The sequence below is a fragment of the Frankia sp. CeTa3Moorea genome, assembly GCF_978021225.1.
On the sequence record NZ_CDXDOR010000073.1, the window covers coordinates 7,859 to 25,000 of the forward strand.

At 69.6% G+C, this 17,142-nt stretch carries 13 protein-coding genes and 1 riboswitch; of the genes, 8 read left to right on the top strand and 5 right to left on the bottom strand.

Annotation, left to right across the window (positions count from 1 at the left end):
• Positions 1 to 2,064: valine--tRNA ligase (locus tag AC08OV_RS14245; protein ID WP_476619771.1), on the bottom strand; the 2,064-nt coding region annotated here is incomplete at its 3' end.
• Between the two features lie 185 nt (positions 2,065 to 2,249).
• Between AC08OV_RS14245 and AC08OV_RS14250 the strand changes: the two genes are divergently transcribed.
• Positions 2,250 to 3,425, top strand: a complete 1,176-nt coding sequence (locus AC08OV_RS14250) for a PP2C family protein-serine/threonine phosphatase (protein ID WP_476613014.1) — start codon at positions 2,250 to 2,252, stop codon at positions 3,423 to 3,425.
• Here the strand turns inward: AC08OV_RS14250 and AC08OV_RS14255 are convergent.
• The 4 genes from AC08OV_RS14255 to AC08OV_RS14270 all read right to left on the bottom strand — a co-directional run bounded on the left by AC08OV_RS14255 (position 3,334) and on the right by AC08OV_RS14270 (position 9,186).
• Positions 3,334 to 3,843, bottom strand: coding sequence for a MerR family transcriptional regulator (locus AC08OV_RS14255; protein WP_476613013.1), 510 nt, complete (start codon positions 3,841 to 3,843; stop codon positions 3,334 to 3,336). The genes AC08OV_RS14250 and AC08OV_RS14255 overlap by 92 nt on opposite strands.
• 80 nt (positions 3,844 to 3,923) lie before the next feature.
• A complete protein-coding gene (locus AC08OV_RS14260; RefSeq protein WP_476613012.1) occupies positions 3,924 to 5,756 on the bottom strand; it encodes an MFS transporter in 1,833 nt (610 codons plus the stop codon).
• Positions 5,757 to 5,982: 226 nt separating this feature from the next.
• Positions 5,983 to 8,202: an SF1B family DNA helicase RecD2 gene (gene recD2, locus AC08OV_RS14265; protein WP_476613011.1), complete on the bottom strand. Its 2,220-nt coding sequence runs from the start codon at positions 8,200 to 8,202 to the stop codon at positions 5,983 to 5,985.
• 264 nt (positions 8,203 to 8,466) lie between these two features.
• A complete protein-coding gene (locus AC08OV_RS14270; protein WP_476619772.1) occupies positions 8,467 to 9,186 on the bottom strand; it encodes a TetR family transcriptional regulator in 720 nt (239 codons plus the stop codon).
• A 39-nt stretch (positions 9,187 to 9,225) separates the two neighbouring features.
• Between AC08OV_RS14270 and AC08OV_RS14275 the strand changes: the two genes are divergently transcribed.
• The 7 genes from AC08OV_RS14275 (at position 9,226) to AC08OV_RS14305 (ending at position 17,137) form a co-directional block, all read left to right on the top strand.
• A complete protein-coding gene (locus tag AC08OV_RS14275) occupies positions 9,226 to 10,077 on the top strand; it encodes a 3-hydroxybutyryl-CoA dehydrogenase (protein ID WP_476613009.1) in 852 nt (283 codons plus the stop codon).
• A 60-nt stretch (positions 10,078 to 10,137) separates the two neighbouring features.
• Positions 10,138 to 11,301, top strand: coding sequence for an acyl-CoA dehydrogenase family protein (locus tag AC08OV_RS14280; protein WP_476613008.1), 1,164 nt, complete (start codon positions 10,138 to 10,140; stop codon positions 11,299 to 11,301).
• Between the two features lie 345 nt (positions 11,302 to 11,646).
• Complete coding sequence (locus AC08OV_RS14285; RefSeq protein ID WP_476613007.1) at positions 11,647 to 12,825, top strand: isopenicillin N synthase family dioxygenase; 1,179 nt, start codon at positions 11,647 to 11,649, stop codon at positions 12,823 to 12,825.
• Complete coding sequence (locus AC08OV_RS14290; RefSeq protein ID WP_476613006.1) at positions 12,822 to 14,120, top strand: bifunctional o-acetylhomoserine/o-acetylserine sulfhydrylase; 1,299 nt, start codon at positions 12,822 to 12,824, stop codon at positions 14,118 to 14,120. Before AC08OV_RS14285 ends, AC08OV_RS14290 begins: the two co-directional genes overlap by 4 nt.
• 130 nt (positions 14,121 to 14,250) lie before the next feature.
• A riboswitch (SAM riboswitch) is annotated at positions 14,251 to 14,361 on the top strand.
• 382 nt (positions 14,362 to 14,743) lie between these two features.
• The gene (locus tag AC08OV_RS14295; RefSeq protein WP_476616224.1) at positions 14,744 to 16,324 is read left to right on the top strand and encodes an ABC transporter substrate-binding protein; all 1,581 of its coding nucleotides are present in this window, start codon (positions 14,744 to 14,746) and stop codon (positions 16,322 to 16,324) included.
• Positions 16,325 to 16,355: 31 nt separating this feature from the next.
• Positions 16,356 to 16,721 (top strand): LLM class flavin-dependent oxidoreductase, encoded by a 366-nt coding sequence (locus AC08OV_RS14300; RefSeq protein ID WP_476616223.1) that lies wholly within the window; start codon positions 16,356 to 16,358, stop codon positions 16,719 to 16,721.
• Complete coding sequence (locus AC08OV_RS14305; RefSeq protein WP_476619773.1) at positions 16,718 to 17,137, top strand: hypothetical protein; 420 nt, start codon at positions 16,718 to 16,720, stop codon at positions 17,135 to 17,137. The genes AC08OV_RS14300 and AC08OV_RS14305 overlap by 4 nt, the downstream gene beginning before the upstream one ends.
• Positions 17,138 to 17,142: the final 5 nt, after the last annotated feature.

Here is a 17,142-nt window from a genome sequence, read left to right on the forward strand (position 1 = left end):
GACCGGATGCAGCAGGCGCAGCAGGACGTCGAAGCAGTGGCCCAGCACGGCCCGGGCCGGGTCCGCCGCCGGGCCACCCGCCCGCAGCGGGATCTTGGCCAGTTCGAGGTACCAGTCGAAGAGCTCGTCCCGGGCGACATGGAAGAGCGTCTCGCAGGCCCTGGCGAACTCGAACTGTTCGTAGTAAGTGTCGACGTCGGCCACCACGGCCCGCAGCCGGGAGAGAATCCACCGGTCCGCGGCGGACAGCGGCCCGCCGGCGAACGGGTCCGCGGTCGGGTCGGCGCCGTTCATCAGCGCGAAACGGGTGGCGTTCCAGAGCTTGTTGACGAAGTTGCGGCTGGCGTCCACCGCATCCTCGGACAGCGGGACGTCGGCCCCGGGATTGGCTCCCCGGGCCAGGGTGAAACGCAGCGCATCCGCGCCGTGGGAATCGATGAGCGCCAGCGGGTCGATCGCGTTTCCCCAGCTCTTGCTCATTTTCTTGCCGTGCGCGTCCCGGATGAGCCCGGTCAGCGCCACTGTCCGGAAGGGCACGTCAGGCATCGTGTAGGAGGCGAGCATCATCATCCGGGCGACCCAGAAGAAAATGATGTCGTATCCGGTGAGCAGGACGGCGGTGGGATAGAAACGGCGCAGATCCGCCGTGTCCTGCGGCCAGCCCAGCGTGGAGAACGGCCACAGCCCGGACGAGAACCAGGTGTCGAGCACGTCGACGTCCTGGCGAATGCCGGTGGCGCCGCAGGTTCCGCAACGGTCGGGATCGAGCATCTCGTCCCCGGCGGGCGGCACGGTGACGTGCCCGTCCGAGCAGTACCAGACCGGGATGCGATGGCCCCACCACAGCTGGCGGCTGATGCACCAGTCATGCATGTCGTCAACCCAGCCGAAGAACCGCCCGGCGAGCTCCGGCGGGCTGATCGTGGTCCGACCGTCACGGACCATGTCCCCGGCGGCGCGGGCCAGCGTGGCGACCGCGACGAACCACTGCAGGGACAGCCGGGGTTCGACGACCGTCTGGCACCGGTCACAGTGCGGAACGGCGTGGAGGTAGGGCCGCCGCTCCGCGACGATGCGCCCCTCCGCCCGCAGTGCCGCGGTGATCGTGCTGCGCGCCTCGAACCGGTCGAGCCCCTGGAAGGGGCCGTGGGCGATGATGATGCCGCGCTCGTCCATCACAGTCAGGCTCGGCAGGCCGTGCCGCCGGCCGATCTCGAAATCGTTCGGATCATGGGCGGGGGTGACCTTCACCGCGCCGGTACCGAAGGCGGGATCGACGTGCTCGTCGGCGATGATCGGGATCCGCCGGCCCGTCAGCGGAAGCTCGATCTCGGTGCCGACGAGATGCGCGTACCGCTCGTCGCCCGGGTGCACGGCCACCGCCGTGTCACCGAGCATCGTCTCCACCCGGGTGGTCGCCACCGTCACCGGGCCGTAGGAGATCGAGACGAGCTCGCCCTCCTCCTCGAACGCGTCGACCTCGATGTCCGACAGGGCGGTCAGGCAACGGGGGCACCAGTTGATGATCCGTTCTGCCCGGTAGATGAGCCCGTCGTGGTACAGGCGGGCGAACATGGTGCGCACGGCCCGGCACAGGCCCTCGTCCATCGTGAACCGCTCGCGGGTCCAGTCGACGCCGGCCCCGAGGCGGCGCATCTGCTCGCCGATAGTGCCGCCGTAGGACTCCTTCCACGCCCACACGCGCTCGACGAACGCCTTGCGCCCGAGATCGTGCCGGCTCCTGCCCTCCCGCGCCAGCGCCCGCTCGACGACGTTCTGGGTCGCGATGCCGGCGTGGTCCGTGCCGGGCAGCCACAGCACGTCGTAGCCCTGCATCCGCCGCCGCCGGGTCAGCGCGTCCATGAGCGTGTGCTGGAAGGCGTGGCCCATGTGCAGCGAACCGGTGACATTGGGCGGCGGGATGACGATGCAGTACGGCGGACGCCCGGGCGCGCCGGTGGGAGTGAAGACACCCTGCTCGATCCAGCGCCGGTACAGCCCGGACTCTACCGACGACGGCGCGTACGTCGTCGGCAGATCAAGACGGATACCAGGCGTGGTCATGTGGGCCAGTGTATGAGGAGGCACCGACCTGATCGGCGGGAGAACCGACCGCGCTGGCTGGTGAGGACCCCTGGAAGCAGGACTTCGGCGGGTTCGGTCCGGACCGCTCGCGGGTAGACAGACAACCATGCGGCCTACCCAAGGCGAGATCCCCGGACGGATCTCCCGGGGGTGCTGAGGGTGCGGTGCTGAGGGTGCTGCGCTGGTTCGCCCCGATCGCCCCGTTGCTCATACTCGCCCTGGTGGTCGGACTGCACCTGAGCAACCCGGGATGGAACATGCTCGGACTCGCGATTCTGAGCCCCATGCTCGCGGCCACGTTCGCCGGCCCCCGGCTGACCGCCGGCTACGGGGTGGCGGCGATCCTGGCGGGCATCCTGCTGAGTCTGCACAATGACCTGTTCGGCCGGAGCGGCGGTGGCCCGACGGCCCAGGTGGTCCGGTTGGTCGGGGTCACGGCCGGCGGAGTGATGGCCGTCCTGGTCAGCCGGTACAACATCCGACGCGAGACGAAGCTGCAGAACGTCACTCGGGTGGCCGAGGTGGCGCAGCAGACGATCCTCAGTCCCGTCCCGTCGTCGTCCGGGGGGCTGCGGTTCGCCGTCCGCTACGAGAGTGCCACCGTGGAGGCCATGATCGGTGGGGATCTGTACGAGGTCGTCGACAGCCCGTGGGGAACCCGCCTGCTCATTGGTGACGTACGGGGCAAGGGGCTCGACGCCGTGCGGATCGCGAGCCGGGTGCTCAGCTGCTTCCGGCTAATGAGTCGACACACGGGCGACCTGCGCGATCTGCTGGCGAACCTCGACGCGGAGGTCGCCGATGTCAGCGGCCTGGACGACTTCGTCACCGCGGTCGTCGGGCAGGTCGACGGCAGCCGTCTGACGCTGGCGAACGCGGGACATCCCGATCCCGTTCTCGTTCGTGCCGGGCAGGCGGATCTGCTCACCGTCTCGTCCAGGCTGCCACCGCTCGGGCTGATCATGGACGGGAGCAACGTGACGGACGCCGCGCTGCGGGCGGGGGATCGCCTGCTGCTCTATACCGACGGCATCACCGAGGCACGCGCCCCCACGACCGGCGCCTTCTTTCCCCTACTACCCGCGGTCGAGGCCGCGTTCGCCCACGCGTCACTCGACGAGGCGCTGACCGATCTCGCCGACCGGGTCCGGGACTGGACGCGATCGACGCTGAACGACGATGTGGCGCTCCTGGCGGTCGAGGTTCCCGGACCGACCCGGCACGCCGGCCCAACCGACGATCGGGTGATCACTGGGAGCTGTCGGCGACCCCCTTGGCCAGCCGGTCCGCCCGCTCAATCCGTTCGTCGATCTCGTCACGGCAGGCCACCAGCCGGCTGATTTTCTCGTCGATCTCGACACGGAGCCTCCGGTAGGCCGACGTGCCCTCGGTCAGCAGCCGGATGCGGTCCGCGTCGTCGGACGCCACGTGGTACTCCTGCCGGACCTGGGCGAGACGATCCTCGTAGGCGAGGATCGTGCGGATCTCGTCCAGGTTGAAGCCGAGCAGCGTCTGCAGCTCGCGGATGCGCCGCACCCGGGCGAGGTCGGAATCCGCGTACAGCCGGTTCCCGCCCAGGGTGCGCCCAGACGGGGTGAGCAGCCCCACCTCCTGGTAGTACCGCAGGGCCCGCACCGAGACGCCCAACTCCTGCGCGGCCTGACCGATCCCGCGCAGGTCACGAGCCGCGTCCTTGGCCGCGTCCCTGGCCGCGCTCTTGGCTGCGTCGCCGTCCCGCACCAGGCGATTGTCCCGCATGACGCCATCGGCGGATCTGATCATCGACGTCGGGGCCTTTCTCCCGCTCGGCCTGTCCCGCGCTCGGCCTATCCCGCGGCCTATCGCTCGGCGACCAGGGGGCTGCTCGGAAGAGCACTCCCGGCACCGTCCTCCATCGCCGCGATGTCGCCCGCGCCGGCCAGCCCCTCGGCCGTCTCTTCGAGCAGTGGACGGCGCACGTGCGGCCGGTCCTTCCCGCGCAGCCAGGAGAAGCCCGCGGCGACCAGGCAGACGACGGCGGCGAAGGCGAAGGCGAGGCGCAAACCGTCACCGAACGGCCCGGAGATGAGGTTCGGGAAGAAGGTGTGCCCGGTGAGGAAGTCGGCCTTCGCCGGGTCGAGCTGCGACAGGGTGTCCAGGCCGAGCAGTCGCTCGGTGGGGTTGTACCCGAGGAATGCGGCGAACAGGCTGCCGATCGGCGGCAGGTCCGCCAGCTCGTGCGCCTTCGCCGGGGAGACGCCCTGCCCGACAAGCCCGGAGTACATGGCGTCCGGAAGGCTGGCGGCCAGCCCGAGCGCGATGATGGTGAAGAAGACACCGATGGACAGCACGCTGGCCGAGTTCTGGAACGTGTTGAGCATGCCGGCACCGGCACCACGCTGGTTGGGCGGCAGCGTGTTCATCACGCTGCTGGTGTTCGGCCCCGCGAACAGGCCCATGGACAGGCCCATCAGCAACAGGATCAGCGCGAACCACGGATAGTCGAAGTCGATGGGAATGGCGTCGAACAGCAGGAACGCCACCGCCGTGATCACCAGCCCCAGGGTGGCGAACGGACGCGCACCGTAGCGGTCGGCGAACCGGCCGGCCAGCGGCCCCGCCACCAGGAATCCGACGGTCACCGGAATCAGGTAGATGCCGGCCCACAGCGGGGTCTTCTCGAAGCTGTAGCCAGGCAGCGGCAACCAGATCCCCTGCAGCCAGATGATCAATATGAACTGCAGACCACCACGGGCGAGCGCGCCGAGCAGGGCCGCGATGCTGCCCATGGTGAAGGTCCGGCTCCGGAACAGGTCCAGGCGGAACATCGGGTCGGCGGAGCGCAGCTCGATGACGACGAAGCCGATCAGCACCGCGAGACCGCCGAACAGGCAGCTCAGCACGAACGGCTTGGTCCAGCCCATCGTGTGACCGCCATAGGGCTGCAGCCCGTAGACGATGCCGGTCAGGATCGCGATGAGGCCGACCGCGAACGTGATGTTGCCGGCCCAGTCGATCCGGACCTGGGTGCGCGCCCCGTTGTCGCGCAGCTTCAGGTAGGCCCAGGCCGTCCCGAAGATGCCGAACGGCACCGAGACAAGAAAGACCAGATGCCATTCGACCGGCGCCAGCAAACCTCCGATCAACAGCCCCAGAAATGATCCGACGATCGCCGCGACGCCGTTGACCCCCAGGGCGAGCCCGCGTTCGTTCGCCGGGAAGGCGTCAGTGATGATCGCGCTGGAGTTGGCGACGAGGAAGGCACCGCCCACGCCCTGCAGCACCCGCATGATAATGATCCACCAGGCGGCTGCCGTGCCATGCATCCAGGTGACGGCGAGCAGGATCGAGAACAGCGTGAAGATCGCGAAGCCGAGGTTATACATCCGCACCCGGCCGAACATGTCGCCGACCCGCCCCAGACTCACCACGAGCACCGAGGTGACCAGCAAGAATCCCATCATGATCCAGAGGAAGTACGAGGTGTTCTCCGGTGCGAGCGGGTCTATCTCGATTCCCCGGAAGATGTCCGGAAGGGCGATGAGAAGAATCGAACTGTTGATCGTCACCATCAGGATGCCGATGGTCGCGTTCGACAGCGCGATCCACTTGTAGTTGTCCGGACCGGGCCGGGCCAGGACCTCGTCGGCCCCGAGCGGCAGGATGCCGGCGGCGGTGTCGGAAGTCGTCACCGCACGAAGGTAGCGTCTCCATCTAACGTCAGCGGTAGATATGACATGGTTCATAGCGGTCGGGAGGCCGACCGATCGTCAAGAAGGTCCTCGCGGAAGCGGAGGCGGCGGTCATAGCCGCGGCAACCAGCGCGAGCGTGGGCGTGGCGGCGTCGAGCTGACCGTGTCGCCATTACCGTTGCGAACGGGTGGTATCTGGTATCTGGTGATATACGGTGCTCACCGTTCACCCGCTACGCAGCCGGTGGTCGAGCGCGGTGTGCCGCTGGCCGTGACCGGCGGCCCGCACCGCCTGGCCGATCGCCCGGCGGGACCCCACCAGCACGACCAGCGTCTTCGCCCGGGTGACGGCCGTGTAGAGCAGGTTGCGTTGCAGCATCATCCAGGCGCTGGTGGTGAGCGGGATGACGACCGCGGGGTACTCACTGCCCTGGGAGCGGTGGATCGTCACCGCGTAGGCGTGGGTCAGCTCGTCGAGCTCCCCGAAGTCGTAGTCGATGTCCTCGTCCTCGTCGGTCCGGATGGTGAGCGTCTGGTTTTCCACATTCAGCGCGGTGACCACGCCGAGAGTGCCGTTGAAGACCCCGCTCGCGCCCTTGTCGTAGTTGTTGCGCACCTGCGTGACCTTGTCGCCGACCCGGAACGTCCGGCTGCCAAAGCGCCGCTCGGCCACGTTCGGGCGGGACGGCGTCAGGGCCTCCTGCAGCAGGGTGTTCAGCGCGCCGGCCCCCGCCGGGCCGCGGTGCATCGGGGTCAGCACCTGCACGTCCCGGCGCGGATCGAGCCCGAACTTCGCCGGGATCCGCCGGGCGACCACCTCCGCGGTGATCTTCGCCGCCTCCTCCGCCTCCTCGGCGGCGAACAGGAAGAAGTCGGGCAGTCCCCGGACCAGCGGATAGTCGCCGCGGTTGATGCGGTGCGCGTTGGTCACCACCCCGGACTCGGTCGCTGCTCGGAAGACCTGGGTGAGCCGGACATGCGGGATCGGCGTCCCCTCGGCGAGCAGGTCGCGCAGCACCTGGCCGGCACCGACCGATGGCAGCTGGTCGACGTCGCCGACCAGCAGCAGATGCGCGCCGGGCGGAACCGCCTTGGCAAGCTTGTTCGCCAGCAGCAGGTCGACCATCGACGCCTCGTCGACGACGATCAGGTCGGCGTCGAGCGGGCGGTCCCGGTCGAAGGCGGCGTCACCGCCCGGCCGCAGCTCCAGTAGCCGGTGCACCGTCGATGCCTCGTGCCCGGTCAGCTCGGTCAGCCGCTTCGCGGCCCGGCCGGTCGGCGCGGCGAGGATCACCTTCGCCTGCCGGGCCAGCGCGAGCGTCACGATGGAGCGGACGGTGAAACTCTTGCCGCAGCCCGGTCCGCCCGTCAGCACGGCGACCTTGGACGTCAGGGCAAGCTGCACCGCATCGCGCTGTGCCGGCGCGAGCTCGACCCCGGTCCGCTCCCGCAGCCAGCCCAACGCCCGGTCCCAGTCCACCGAGACGAAGGCGGCCAACCGGTCCGCGCCGGTGTTCAGCAGGCGGCGCAACTGGCCGGCGACGGAGATCTCGGCCCGGTGGAAGGGCACCAGGTAGATCGCGGCCGTCGGCGTCGCCGGATCCTCGCTCGGAACCTCCTCCCGGACGACCCCGTCCTCGGCGACCAGCTCCCCCAGGCACTCGATGACGTCGCCGGTGTCGACCTGGAGAATCTGCACGGCGTCGCTGATGAGCCGGGGTTCGGGCAGAAAGCAGTGGCCACCGCCGTCGGTGGCCTCGGACAGCGTGAACAGCAGGCCAGCCTTGATCCGCTGCGGACTGTCATGCGGAATCCCCACCGCCTTCGCGATGGTGTCCGCGGTGCGGAACCCGATGCCCCAGACGTCCGTGGCCAGCCGGTAGGGCTCATTGCGCACCACACCGATCGACGCGTCCCCGTACTGTTTGTAGATCCGCACCGCCAGCGAGGTGGACACACCCACCCCCTGAAGAAAGACCATCACCTCCTTGATGGCCTTCTGTTCCTCCCACGCCTCGGCGATCGCCCTGGTACGCTTCGGGCCGAGCTTCGGCACCTCGATGAGCCGTTCCGGCTCCTTTTCGATGACGTCCAGCGCCGCGACCCCGAAATGCTCGACGATGCGTTCGGCCAGGCGCGGACCGATGCCCTTGATGAGGCCCGAGCCGAGATAGCGCTGCACGCCCTGGACGGTCGCCGGCAGCACGGTCGTGTAATCCTCGACCTGGAACTGGCGGCCGTACTGCGGGTGCGAGCCCCATCGCCCCCGCATCCGTAGCGACTCCCCCGGCTGCGCGCCGAGCAACGCCCCAACGACGGTCACCAGGTCGCCGCCGCGCCCGGTGTCGACCCGCGCGACCGTGTAGCCGGTCTCCTCGTTGGCATAGGTGATCCGTTCCAGCACCGCGTCGAGGACCGCGCCGCGGAAGGGTTCGCGTCCGGTCATGGCAGCCGCCGGGACGCCGGGACGATGAGAATCACCGCTTCCTCGGGGTGGGACAAGACGATCTCCAGCTTCGGATGGGGTAGCAGGGTAACGGACCGAGCGGGGCAACGAACAGAACGGCCGGGGCGGGCGGTGTCCGCCCCGGACCGTGTGCCCATCCTGCCCTTCGGTCGATCGCCACCGTTCCCCGGCGCGGTCCGGCCGTCCCCTTCCGTGACCAGTACCGCGAAGTAGGTCCGCCGGCATCCTTTTCAGACACCCTCGCTAGCTCAAGGGGCGCCGCTGTTCCTCTTCAAGTGCCCGACGCAGCCGGGTGACCACGGCGTCCACGCCGGCGGAGGTGCGGAATACGACGACGGCTGTCCCGGCTTCGGCAGGTGTTTCGAGATGCTCGAGCGCCACCTCCATCGCACGGTTGAACTCCTCGCCGGGGGAGGTGGTCTCGCCTCGGAGCCAGCGTCGGAGCACATGGTTGTGGGCGGTGACGATGGCCGCGGACACCAGCTCGGCACGCAGGGCGCCGTCGGGCTCGTTGCCCATCCAGTCGCGCAGGAACCTGGCGAACAGGCGCTGATACTGCCGGATGCCGGCCACCTCGCGGGCGCGGAGTACAGGGACGGTGCTGGTCAGGCGGTAGCGGGCGCGCGCGAGCTCGCCCTCGGCGAGGTAGTGCTGCAACACGATGCGGGCGGCCTCCGCGAGAGCGAGCCCGCGGGTCTCTGGAGCGGCGGTCGCGAGCCGGGCTTCGATGTGGCCGAGCAGCACGTCGTGCTCAGGAAAGATCACGTCCTCCTTGGACCGGTAGATCCGGAAGAACGTCGTCCGACCGACGCCCGCGCGTTGCGCGATGTCGTCGACCGTCGTGCCCTCGAAGCCACGCTCCTCGAAAAGCTCGAACGCCGCCGCGACGAGCCTGTCCTTGGCCAAGCGGGCCGGCTGCTGCTCCACGGCACCGAAATTACTTGGTGGTACGTAGTTCCACAACTATGATACTGCGTACCAACACCGTGGAGGAGGAGCCAGGTGAACGCCATCAACAAGGTCGGTGTCGTCGGCTGTGGCCTGATGGGTGCCGGGATCGCCGAGGTCTGCGCCCGCGCCGGCAAGGACGTGGTCGTCGTGGAGATGACCACGCCCGCCGTGGCCGCGGGACGGCAGCGTCTGGAGACATCACTGTCCCGCGCGGAGAGCCGCGGCAAGGTGGCCAGCGCCGCGGAGGTGCTCGCACGCATCCAGGTCGTCGAGGACATCGAGGCCCTGGCCGACCGCGGCCTCGTGGTGGAGGCGATCGTCGAGGACGAGACCGCCAAGTCCGCGCTGTTCAAGCGACTCAACGACGTCGTCAAGGACCCGGACGCGGTGCTGGCCTCCAACACCTCCTCCATTCCGATCATGAAGCTCGCCGTGGCCACCGAACGGCCCACCCACGTCCTGGGTATCCACTTCTTCAACCCGGTCCCGGTGCTGTCCCTAGTCGAGCTAGTGCCGAGCCTGCTGACCGGCCCGGAGACGACCGAGCGGGCGCGGGCGTTCGTGCAGGACGATCTGGGCAAGCACGCCATCGACTGCCAGGACCGAGCGGGCTTCGTGGTCAACGCCCTGCTGATCCCGTTCGTGCTCTCGGCGATCCGGATGCTGGAGTCCGGGTTCGCCACGGCCGAGGACATCGACCAGGGACTGGTCCGTGGTGCCGCCCACCCGCAAGGACCACTGGCGCTGGCTGACCTGATCGGGCTGGACACCACCAAGGCGGTGGCCGAGTCGCTGTACGAGGAGTTCAAGGAACCCCTCTATGCGCCGCCGCCGCTGCTGGCCCGCATGGTCGACGCTGGCCTGCTGGGCCGCAAGACCGGCCGTGGCTTCTACACCTACTGAGCGCCCTAGTAACTGAAGTAACTGAGCGCCCTGGTAAGCGACCTAGCGAGCGAGGAACCCATGACCGCCACCGACTTCGACCTGTACCGACTCAGCGACGAGCACCTCGAGCTGCGCGACGCCGTACGCACCCTGGCCTACGACAAGATCGCGCCGTACGCCGCCCACGTCGACGCCCACAGCCGGTTCCCGCAGGAGGCCTACGACGCGCTGGTGGCCTCCGACTTCCACGCGCCCCACGTCCCCGCCGAGTACGACGGCGTCGGCGCCGACGCGCTCGCCACCTGCATCGTCATCGAGGAGGTCGCCCGCGTCTGCGCGTCCTCCTCCCTGATCCCCGCCGTGAACAAGCTCGGCAGCCTCCCGCTCATCCTCGGCGGCACCGACGACCTGAAACAGCGATACCTCCCACCGCTGGCCCGCGGCGAGGCCGCCTTCTCCTACGGCCTCTCCGAACGTGAGGCCGGCTCCGACACCGCTGCGATGAAGACCCGCGCCGTCCGCGACGGCGACCACTGGGTGCTCTCCGGGCAGAAGTCCTGGATCACCAACGCGGGGATCTCCGAATACTACACCGTGCTCGCCGTCACCGACCCCGACGGCCGACGCGGCGCCAACATCAGCGCTTTCATCGTGGAGAGCTCCGACCCGGGCTTCTCCGTCGGCAGCCCGGAGAAGAAGCTGGGCATCAAGGGCTCTCCGACCCGCGAGCTGCTCTTCGACGACTGTCGCATTCCCGAGGACCGTCTCATCGGGGAGCTCGGTCACGGCCTCCGGCTGGCACTGCGTACTCTCGACCACACTCGGGTGACCATCGGTGCACAAGCCATCGGCATCGCCCAGGGCGCACTCGACCTCGCCCTGGACTACGTCAAGGAGCGCAAGCAGTTCGGCAAGCGCATCGCGGACTTCCAGGGGATCCAGTTCATGCTTGCCGACATGGCCATGGCGCTGGAGGCCGCGCGCCAGATGGTGTATGTCGCCGCCGCCAAGTCCGAGCGGGAGGACGCCGACCTCACGTTCTTCGGCGCCGCCGCCAAGTGTCTGGCGTCGGACACCGCCATGCAGGTGACCACCGACGCCGTACAGCTACTCGGCGGCTACGGCTACACCCAGGACTTCCCCGCCGAACGGCTCATGCGGGACGCGAAGATCACCCAAATCTACGAAGGTACCAACCAGATCCAGCGCATCGTCATGGCCCGCCAGCTCCTCGCCGGCTAACTCCGCTGGCTCTACCCAGAGGGAGTTACCGGGCTCATGGGAGTTACCGGGTCGGCTGTAGGACAGGCTCGGTTCCGGTAGCCATCGGCGGGGTCGTGGCCGTGAGCGCGGAACCGGCCCCGCCGGGTCACCGGTCGGAGCGCCACAGCCGCCGGAACAGCTCGTAGTTCTCCCACGGCTGCGCCGTAGCGGCGCTACCCTGGCGCGGGACAGGCGACGGGCGGACGAACGTCACGGACGCTCCCGGGGCGCGGCGGGTCTCGGGAACGCGGCGGTGTCGAGCAGCCGCGCGAGCCGTCAAGGCGAACCCGGCATGAGGCCCGCGGCGCAGGGAGGATTCCGACGATGACAGGCGGCTTCGCCCACCAGGCGAACCGGCTCGCCCCGGCCCGGACGCTGCCCACCCTCGACATCGATCCCTTCCGGACCGGCGCCACGAACCGAGGTGAGTTCCTCGCCGCCCTGCGCGAGGCCTGCCACGGCCCGGGGTTCTTCTACCTGACCGGACACGGCGTCCCGGCCTCGCTCACCACCGCGATCCTCGACGTGAGCCGCCGGTTCTTCCAGCTGCCCGAGGCGTCGAAGCTGGAGATCGAGAACATCCACTCGCCGCACTTCCGCGGGTATACCCGGCTCGGGCACGAGATCACCCGGGGCCGCCCCGACCTCCGCGAACAGATCGACATCTCCGATGAGCGCCCGGCCCGTGACCTCGGCCCCGACGATCCGGTCTACCTGCGCCTCGACGGTCCCAACCAGTGGCCCGCGGCCCTGCCCGAGGTGCGTGACACCGTGCTCGCCTACATGGCGGAGCTGGGCCGGCTGGGCCGGATGCTGGTCCGGGCGTTCGCCGAGTCGCTGGGCCTGCCCGCCGACCACCTCGACCGGACCTTCGCCGACGAGCCGCGCTCGCACCTGAAGCTGATCCGGTACCGACCGGCGCCGCCCGGCTTCGGCGACGGCTACGGCCAGGGAGCCGGCTACGACCAGGGAGTCGGGGCGCACAAGGACGGCGGCTTCCTCACGTTCGTCCTCCAGGACCACGTCCGCGTGCTCCCGGAGCGGGCCCCGGCCGGCGGGCCGGGCGAGCCGGGTGAGCCGGCGGTGGGGGCGGCCGGCCTGCAGGTGGCGGACGGGGCCGACGGCTGGATCGACGCGGTCCCCGAACCCGGCGCGTTCGTCGTCAACATCGGCGAGATGTTCGAGCTGGCGACGCGGCGCTACTACCGGGCGACCGTGCACCGGGTCGTCAGCCCACCATCGGGCCACGAGCGGGTGTCCGTGGCGTTCTTCTTCGGGCCGCGGCTGTCGGCCACCCTGGAACCGGTTCCGCTGCCGGGCGAGCTGCTCCGGCAGATCACCGACGCGCCCCCGCCCGATCCGCACAATCCGATCTTCGCCCAGCACGGGGTGAACACCCTCAAGAGCTGGCTACGCAGCCATCCCGAGGTGGCGCGGCGCTACTACGCCGACGTCGAGGCCGACGTCGAGCACCCCAAAGGACCCAAAGGAAAAGCCCTGTGACGACGATCCCCCCGGGTCGGAGCTTCGAGACCCGGCAGCTCCACGCCGGAGCCGCCCCGGACCCGGCGACCGGCGCGCGCGCCGTGCCGATCTACCAGACGACCTCCTTCGTGTTCGACGACACGCGGCACGCGGCCGAGCTGTTCTCGCTGGCCGAGGTCGGCTTCACTTACACCCGGGTCGTCAACCCCACGCAGGACGTCTTCGAACAGCGCATCGCGGATCTGGAGGGCGGGGTCGCGGCCCTGGCGACCGCCAGCGGCCAGGCCGCCCAGTCCCTGGCGGTGCTGAACCTCGCCGCCGCCGGGGCGCACCTGGTGTCGTCGACCTCGCTGTACGGCGGGACGTACGCGCTGTTCAGGAACACGCTGGCGGAGTTCGGGATCGAGACCACCTTCGTCGACGACCCGGACGACCTCGACGCCTGGCGCGCGGCGATCCGGCCGAACACCGCCGCGCTCTACGGCGAGACCATCGGCAACCCCCGTGGGAACGTTCTCGACGTCGCCAGGATCGCCGAGGTGGGGCACGCCGCGGGGGTACCGCTGATCGTGGACAACACCCTGGCGTCGCCGTACCTGAGCCGCCCTCTCGAACACGGCGCCGACATCGTGGTGCACTCCGCCACCAAGTTCATCGGCGGGCACGGGACGTCGATCGGCGGTGTCATCGTCGACGGCGGGCGTTTCGACTGGGGCAACGGCCGTTATCCGCGGTTCACCGCACCGGATCCGGCCTACCACGGCCTGGTCTTCCTCGACGCGTTCCCAGAGACCGCCTACATCGTGCGGGCCCGCGCGCGGCTGCTGCGCGACCTGGGCCCGGCCCTGTCCCCGATGAACGCCTTCCTGCTGCTCCAGGGGATGGAGACGTTGTCGCTACGGATGGAGCGGCACAGCGCGGGCGCGCTGCGGGTGGCACAGTGGCTGTCCGAGCGGGACGAGGTGATCTGGGTCGCCTACCCGGGCCTGGCGTCGAGCCGCTGGTATCCGGCGGCCCGGCGCTACCTGCCCGATGGTGCCGGCGCCGTGCTGGCCTTCGGTATCCGCGGTGGTGACGCCGCCGGGCGGGCGTTCATCGAGGCCCTCGAACTGCACAGCCATCTCGCCAACGTCGGGGACGTCCGCTCGCTGGCGATTCATCCGGCGTCCACGACCCACGCCCAGCTCACCCCCGCCGAGCAGGCCAACAGCGGGGTGAGCGAGGAGCTGATCCGCCTGTCGGTCGGCATCGAGGGGGTCGACGACATCCTGGCCGACCTGGAGAAGGGCTTCCGCGCGGCCAAGGGGCACTGACCGGATTCGGCATCCGCCGCACTGCGAAGAGCCCAATATTTCACTAGCTCTATCGACAAACTCTACTTACCCCACTAAGTTTGCCTACTAGGTTTGTCAGATCAGCCGCTTGGCTGATGGTTGACCGAGCTGTCACGAGCGCCAACGTTCAGCCCTGGCTTGTTGACCGGCAACCCTCGTTCGCGAAGGGGTGCCCCGGATGAGGACACGGCCGTGCCCCCGGGTGCGGCAAGCGCGGGCCCGTACTCCCGGGCCCGAGCCGAGGGAGCTGTGAGATGTCGGGAGCGACTCGCCACGCCAGTGGCCGCTTCACGCTCGCATGCCGGTGCGGGACACAAGCCGTTGCCCACGTGCTCAGCCCCTGGGCGGGCGGGTCCGGGCAGGTGCGGCTGACCCGCCGCCTAGCCATCGACCTGCGCCGTTCGTCCAGCTGCCTCTGTTCGTCCAGCTGCCTCTGTCGCTGACACCGCCGCCCACGGCGGTCCGGTCCCGCCGACCAACCGTCCGCCCTGCTCGGCACGGCCCCGACGGCTGGCCCTGCCGCACGCCGTCGACCACCCGACCACCGACGGCCAGCCGACGGTCGGCCCGACGGCCATCCCGACAAGGAGTCTCGACACCCGATGTCCAGCAAGGTCTTCGGCGTCAGGAAACGCGTACCCCTGACGCTCGCCGCCGGAACGATCACGGGCTACACCGGGACGACGGTCGTCGACCCGACCCACGTCGATGTCCACTTCAGCGCGCCGACCTCGGCCTTCCTGCCCACCCTGGCGACGGCCTACCTGGGCATCGAAGCGCCGAGCACGCTCAGGCAGCCGCCGTCGGCGCTGTGCACGAAGATCGTCGGCAGCGGTCCCTTCATCAGCACCGGCGGTTACGTCAAGGGCAGGGGCATCGACTACACCCGCAATCCCGGCTACAAGTGGGCGCCCGCCACCGCGAAGCACACCGGCGCCGCCTATCTCGAGGCGCTCTCGATCAAAGTCATCCCCGAGGACTCGTCCCGCTACGGAGCGCTGACCAGCGGCCAGATCGACGCGATCGCCAGCGTCCCGCCGGTAAACGTGAGCCAGCTGAAGTCGACCCCCGGATTCCAGCTCCAGACCGCGTTGGCCCCGGGCGGTAACTACAGCTACTACCCGAACACCGCCAAGGGTCCCTTCGCCGACGTCCGGGTCCGGGAGGCCTTCCGCGCGGGAATCGACTGGGCGACCATCGTCGACAAGCTGTACTTCGGCGTCTTCCCGGCCGCGAAGGGCCCGCTGTCGCCGTCCACCGTCGGCTATGACAAGTCGATCGAGTCGTCCTACGGCTTCAACCCGAAAAAGGCCAACCAGCTGCTCGACGAGGCCGGCTGGACCGCTCGGGACGGCCAGGGCTACCGGACGAAGGACGACGCGCGCCTCACCGTCACGCATCCCTTCCTCAAGCAGTACGCCCGGGAGCAGCGCGACACCCTCGCAGACCAGATCCAGGCCGCTGCGAAGCAGCTCGGCATCGTGGGCGAGTCGGGGTCGGGCAAGACCACGACCGCCCGGCTACTGCTGGACCTCGAACAGGCCGACTCCGGCACAGTCGACGTCGACGGCACAAGCTGGCGTGAGATCGACGAGCGGACCAGGCGCGGGCTGCGGCAGCGGATCCAGGTGATCTACCAGGACCCGCTGAGTTCATTCGACCCCCGCCACCCCGCCCAGAAGATCATCAGCGAGCCGCTGGCGGTGCAGGGGGTTCGCCGCGCCGCGCGCCGGGCCCGCGTCCTCGAACTGATCGAGCAGGTCGGGCTGGACGAGAGCGTGCTCGACCGCCGGCCGCGCCAGCTGTCGGGGGGGCAGCGCCAACGGGTCGCGATCGCCCGGGCGCTCGCCCCGCGACCGCGGGTCATCATCTGCGACGAGCCGGTCTCCGCCCTCGACGTCTCCATCCAGGCGCAGGTGCTCGACCTGCTGGCCGATCTGCAGGCGCGGCTGGGGATCTCCTACGTCTTCATCTCCCATCACCTCGGCGTGATCTACCACGTCAGCGACCGGGTCCTGGTGATGAAGGACGGGCAGGTCGTGGAAGCCGGGGACGTCGAGGAGCTGTTCGCAAACCCCCGCCACGAGTACACCCGCAGCCTGCTCGCCGCGCTCCCCACCCTCGACGGCGCGGCGCTGCGCCCCCGGCCCGCCGACGACGGTGCCGCCGGACCGCCCCAGTGAGAGACGAGCCGACCGACCTGAAAGGTTCGCGATGAGTGAGATCCCATTGGCCGTCCTCGACCTCGTCCCGGTCAGTGATGGCGGCACGAACGGCGAAGCACTGCGCAACACCGTCGATCTGGCCCGGCGGGCGGAGGAGTTCGGGTACGAACGCTACTGGTTCGCGGAACATCACCTCAATCCCGGCGTCCTCGGCGTCTCCCCCGCCGTCGCCATCGCCCTGGTGGCCGGAGCGACGAGGACCATCCGGCTGGGGTCGGCCGGGGTGCAGGCCGGACACCGCACCCCGCTGTCGGTGGTTGAGGAGTTCGGCCTCATCGACGCCCTGCACCCGGGCCGCCTCGACCTCGGGATCGGACGCTCGCCCGGCCGGCCCCCGGGCCCGGCGGGCCGGTGAACGACCCGGCAGCCGAACGAAGCCTGATCTCGGCGGCGGCGGCCTGCTCCGCCGGGCTCGACGGGGCGGACCACAGCATCGAGCAGCGGGCCGAGAACGGCCTGCTGATCCCCAAGCGCTACGACTTCCGCGGGCTGCTCGGCTCGTCGCGGCTGGGGCTGATGCTGTCGCTGCTGCAGCAGCCGAACGCCTACACCCCGGACTACGCCGAGCAGATCGACGACGTCCTCGCGCTGCTGCGCGGAACCTATCGCTCGGCCGACGGCCTCCAGGCGCGCACCTACCCCGGTGAGGGCGCGAACGTGCAGGTCTGGATCCTCGGGGCATCCGGCGGATCGAGCGCCGCCGTCGCCGGCGAGCGCGGGCTGCGGTTCGCGGCAGCCCAGGCCTCCCCCGGCATCCCAGGCCTCCCCTGACCTCC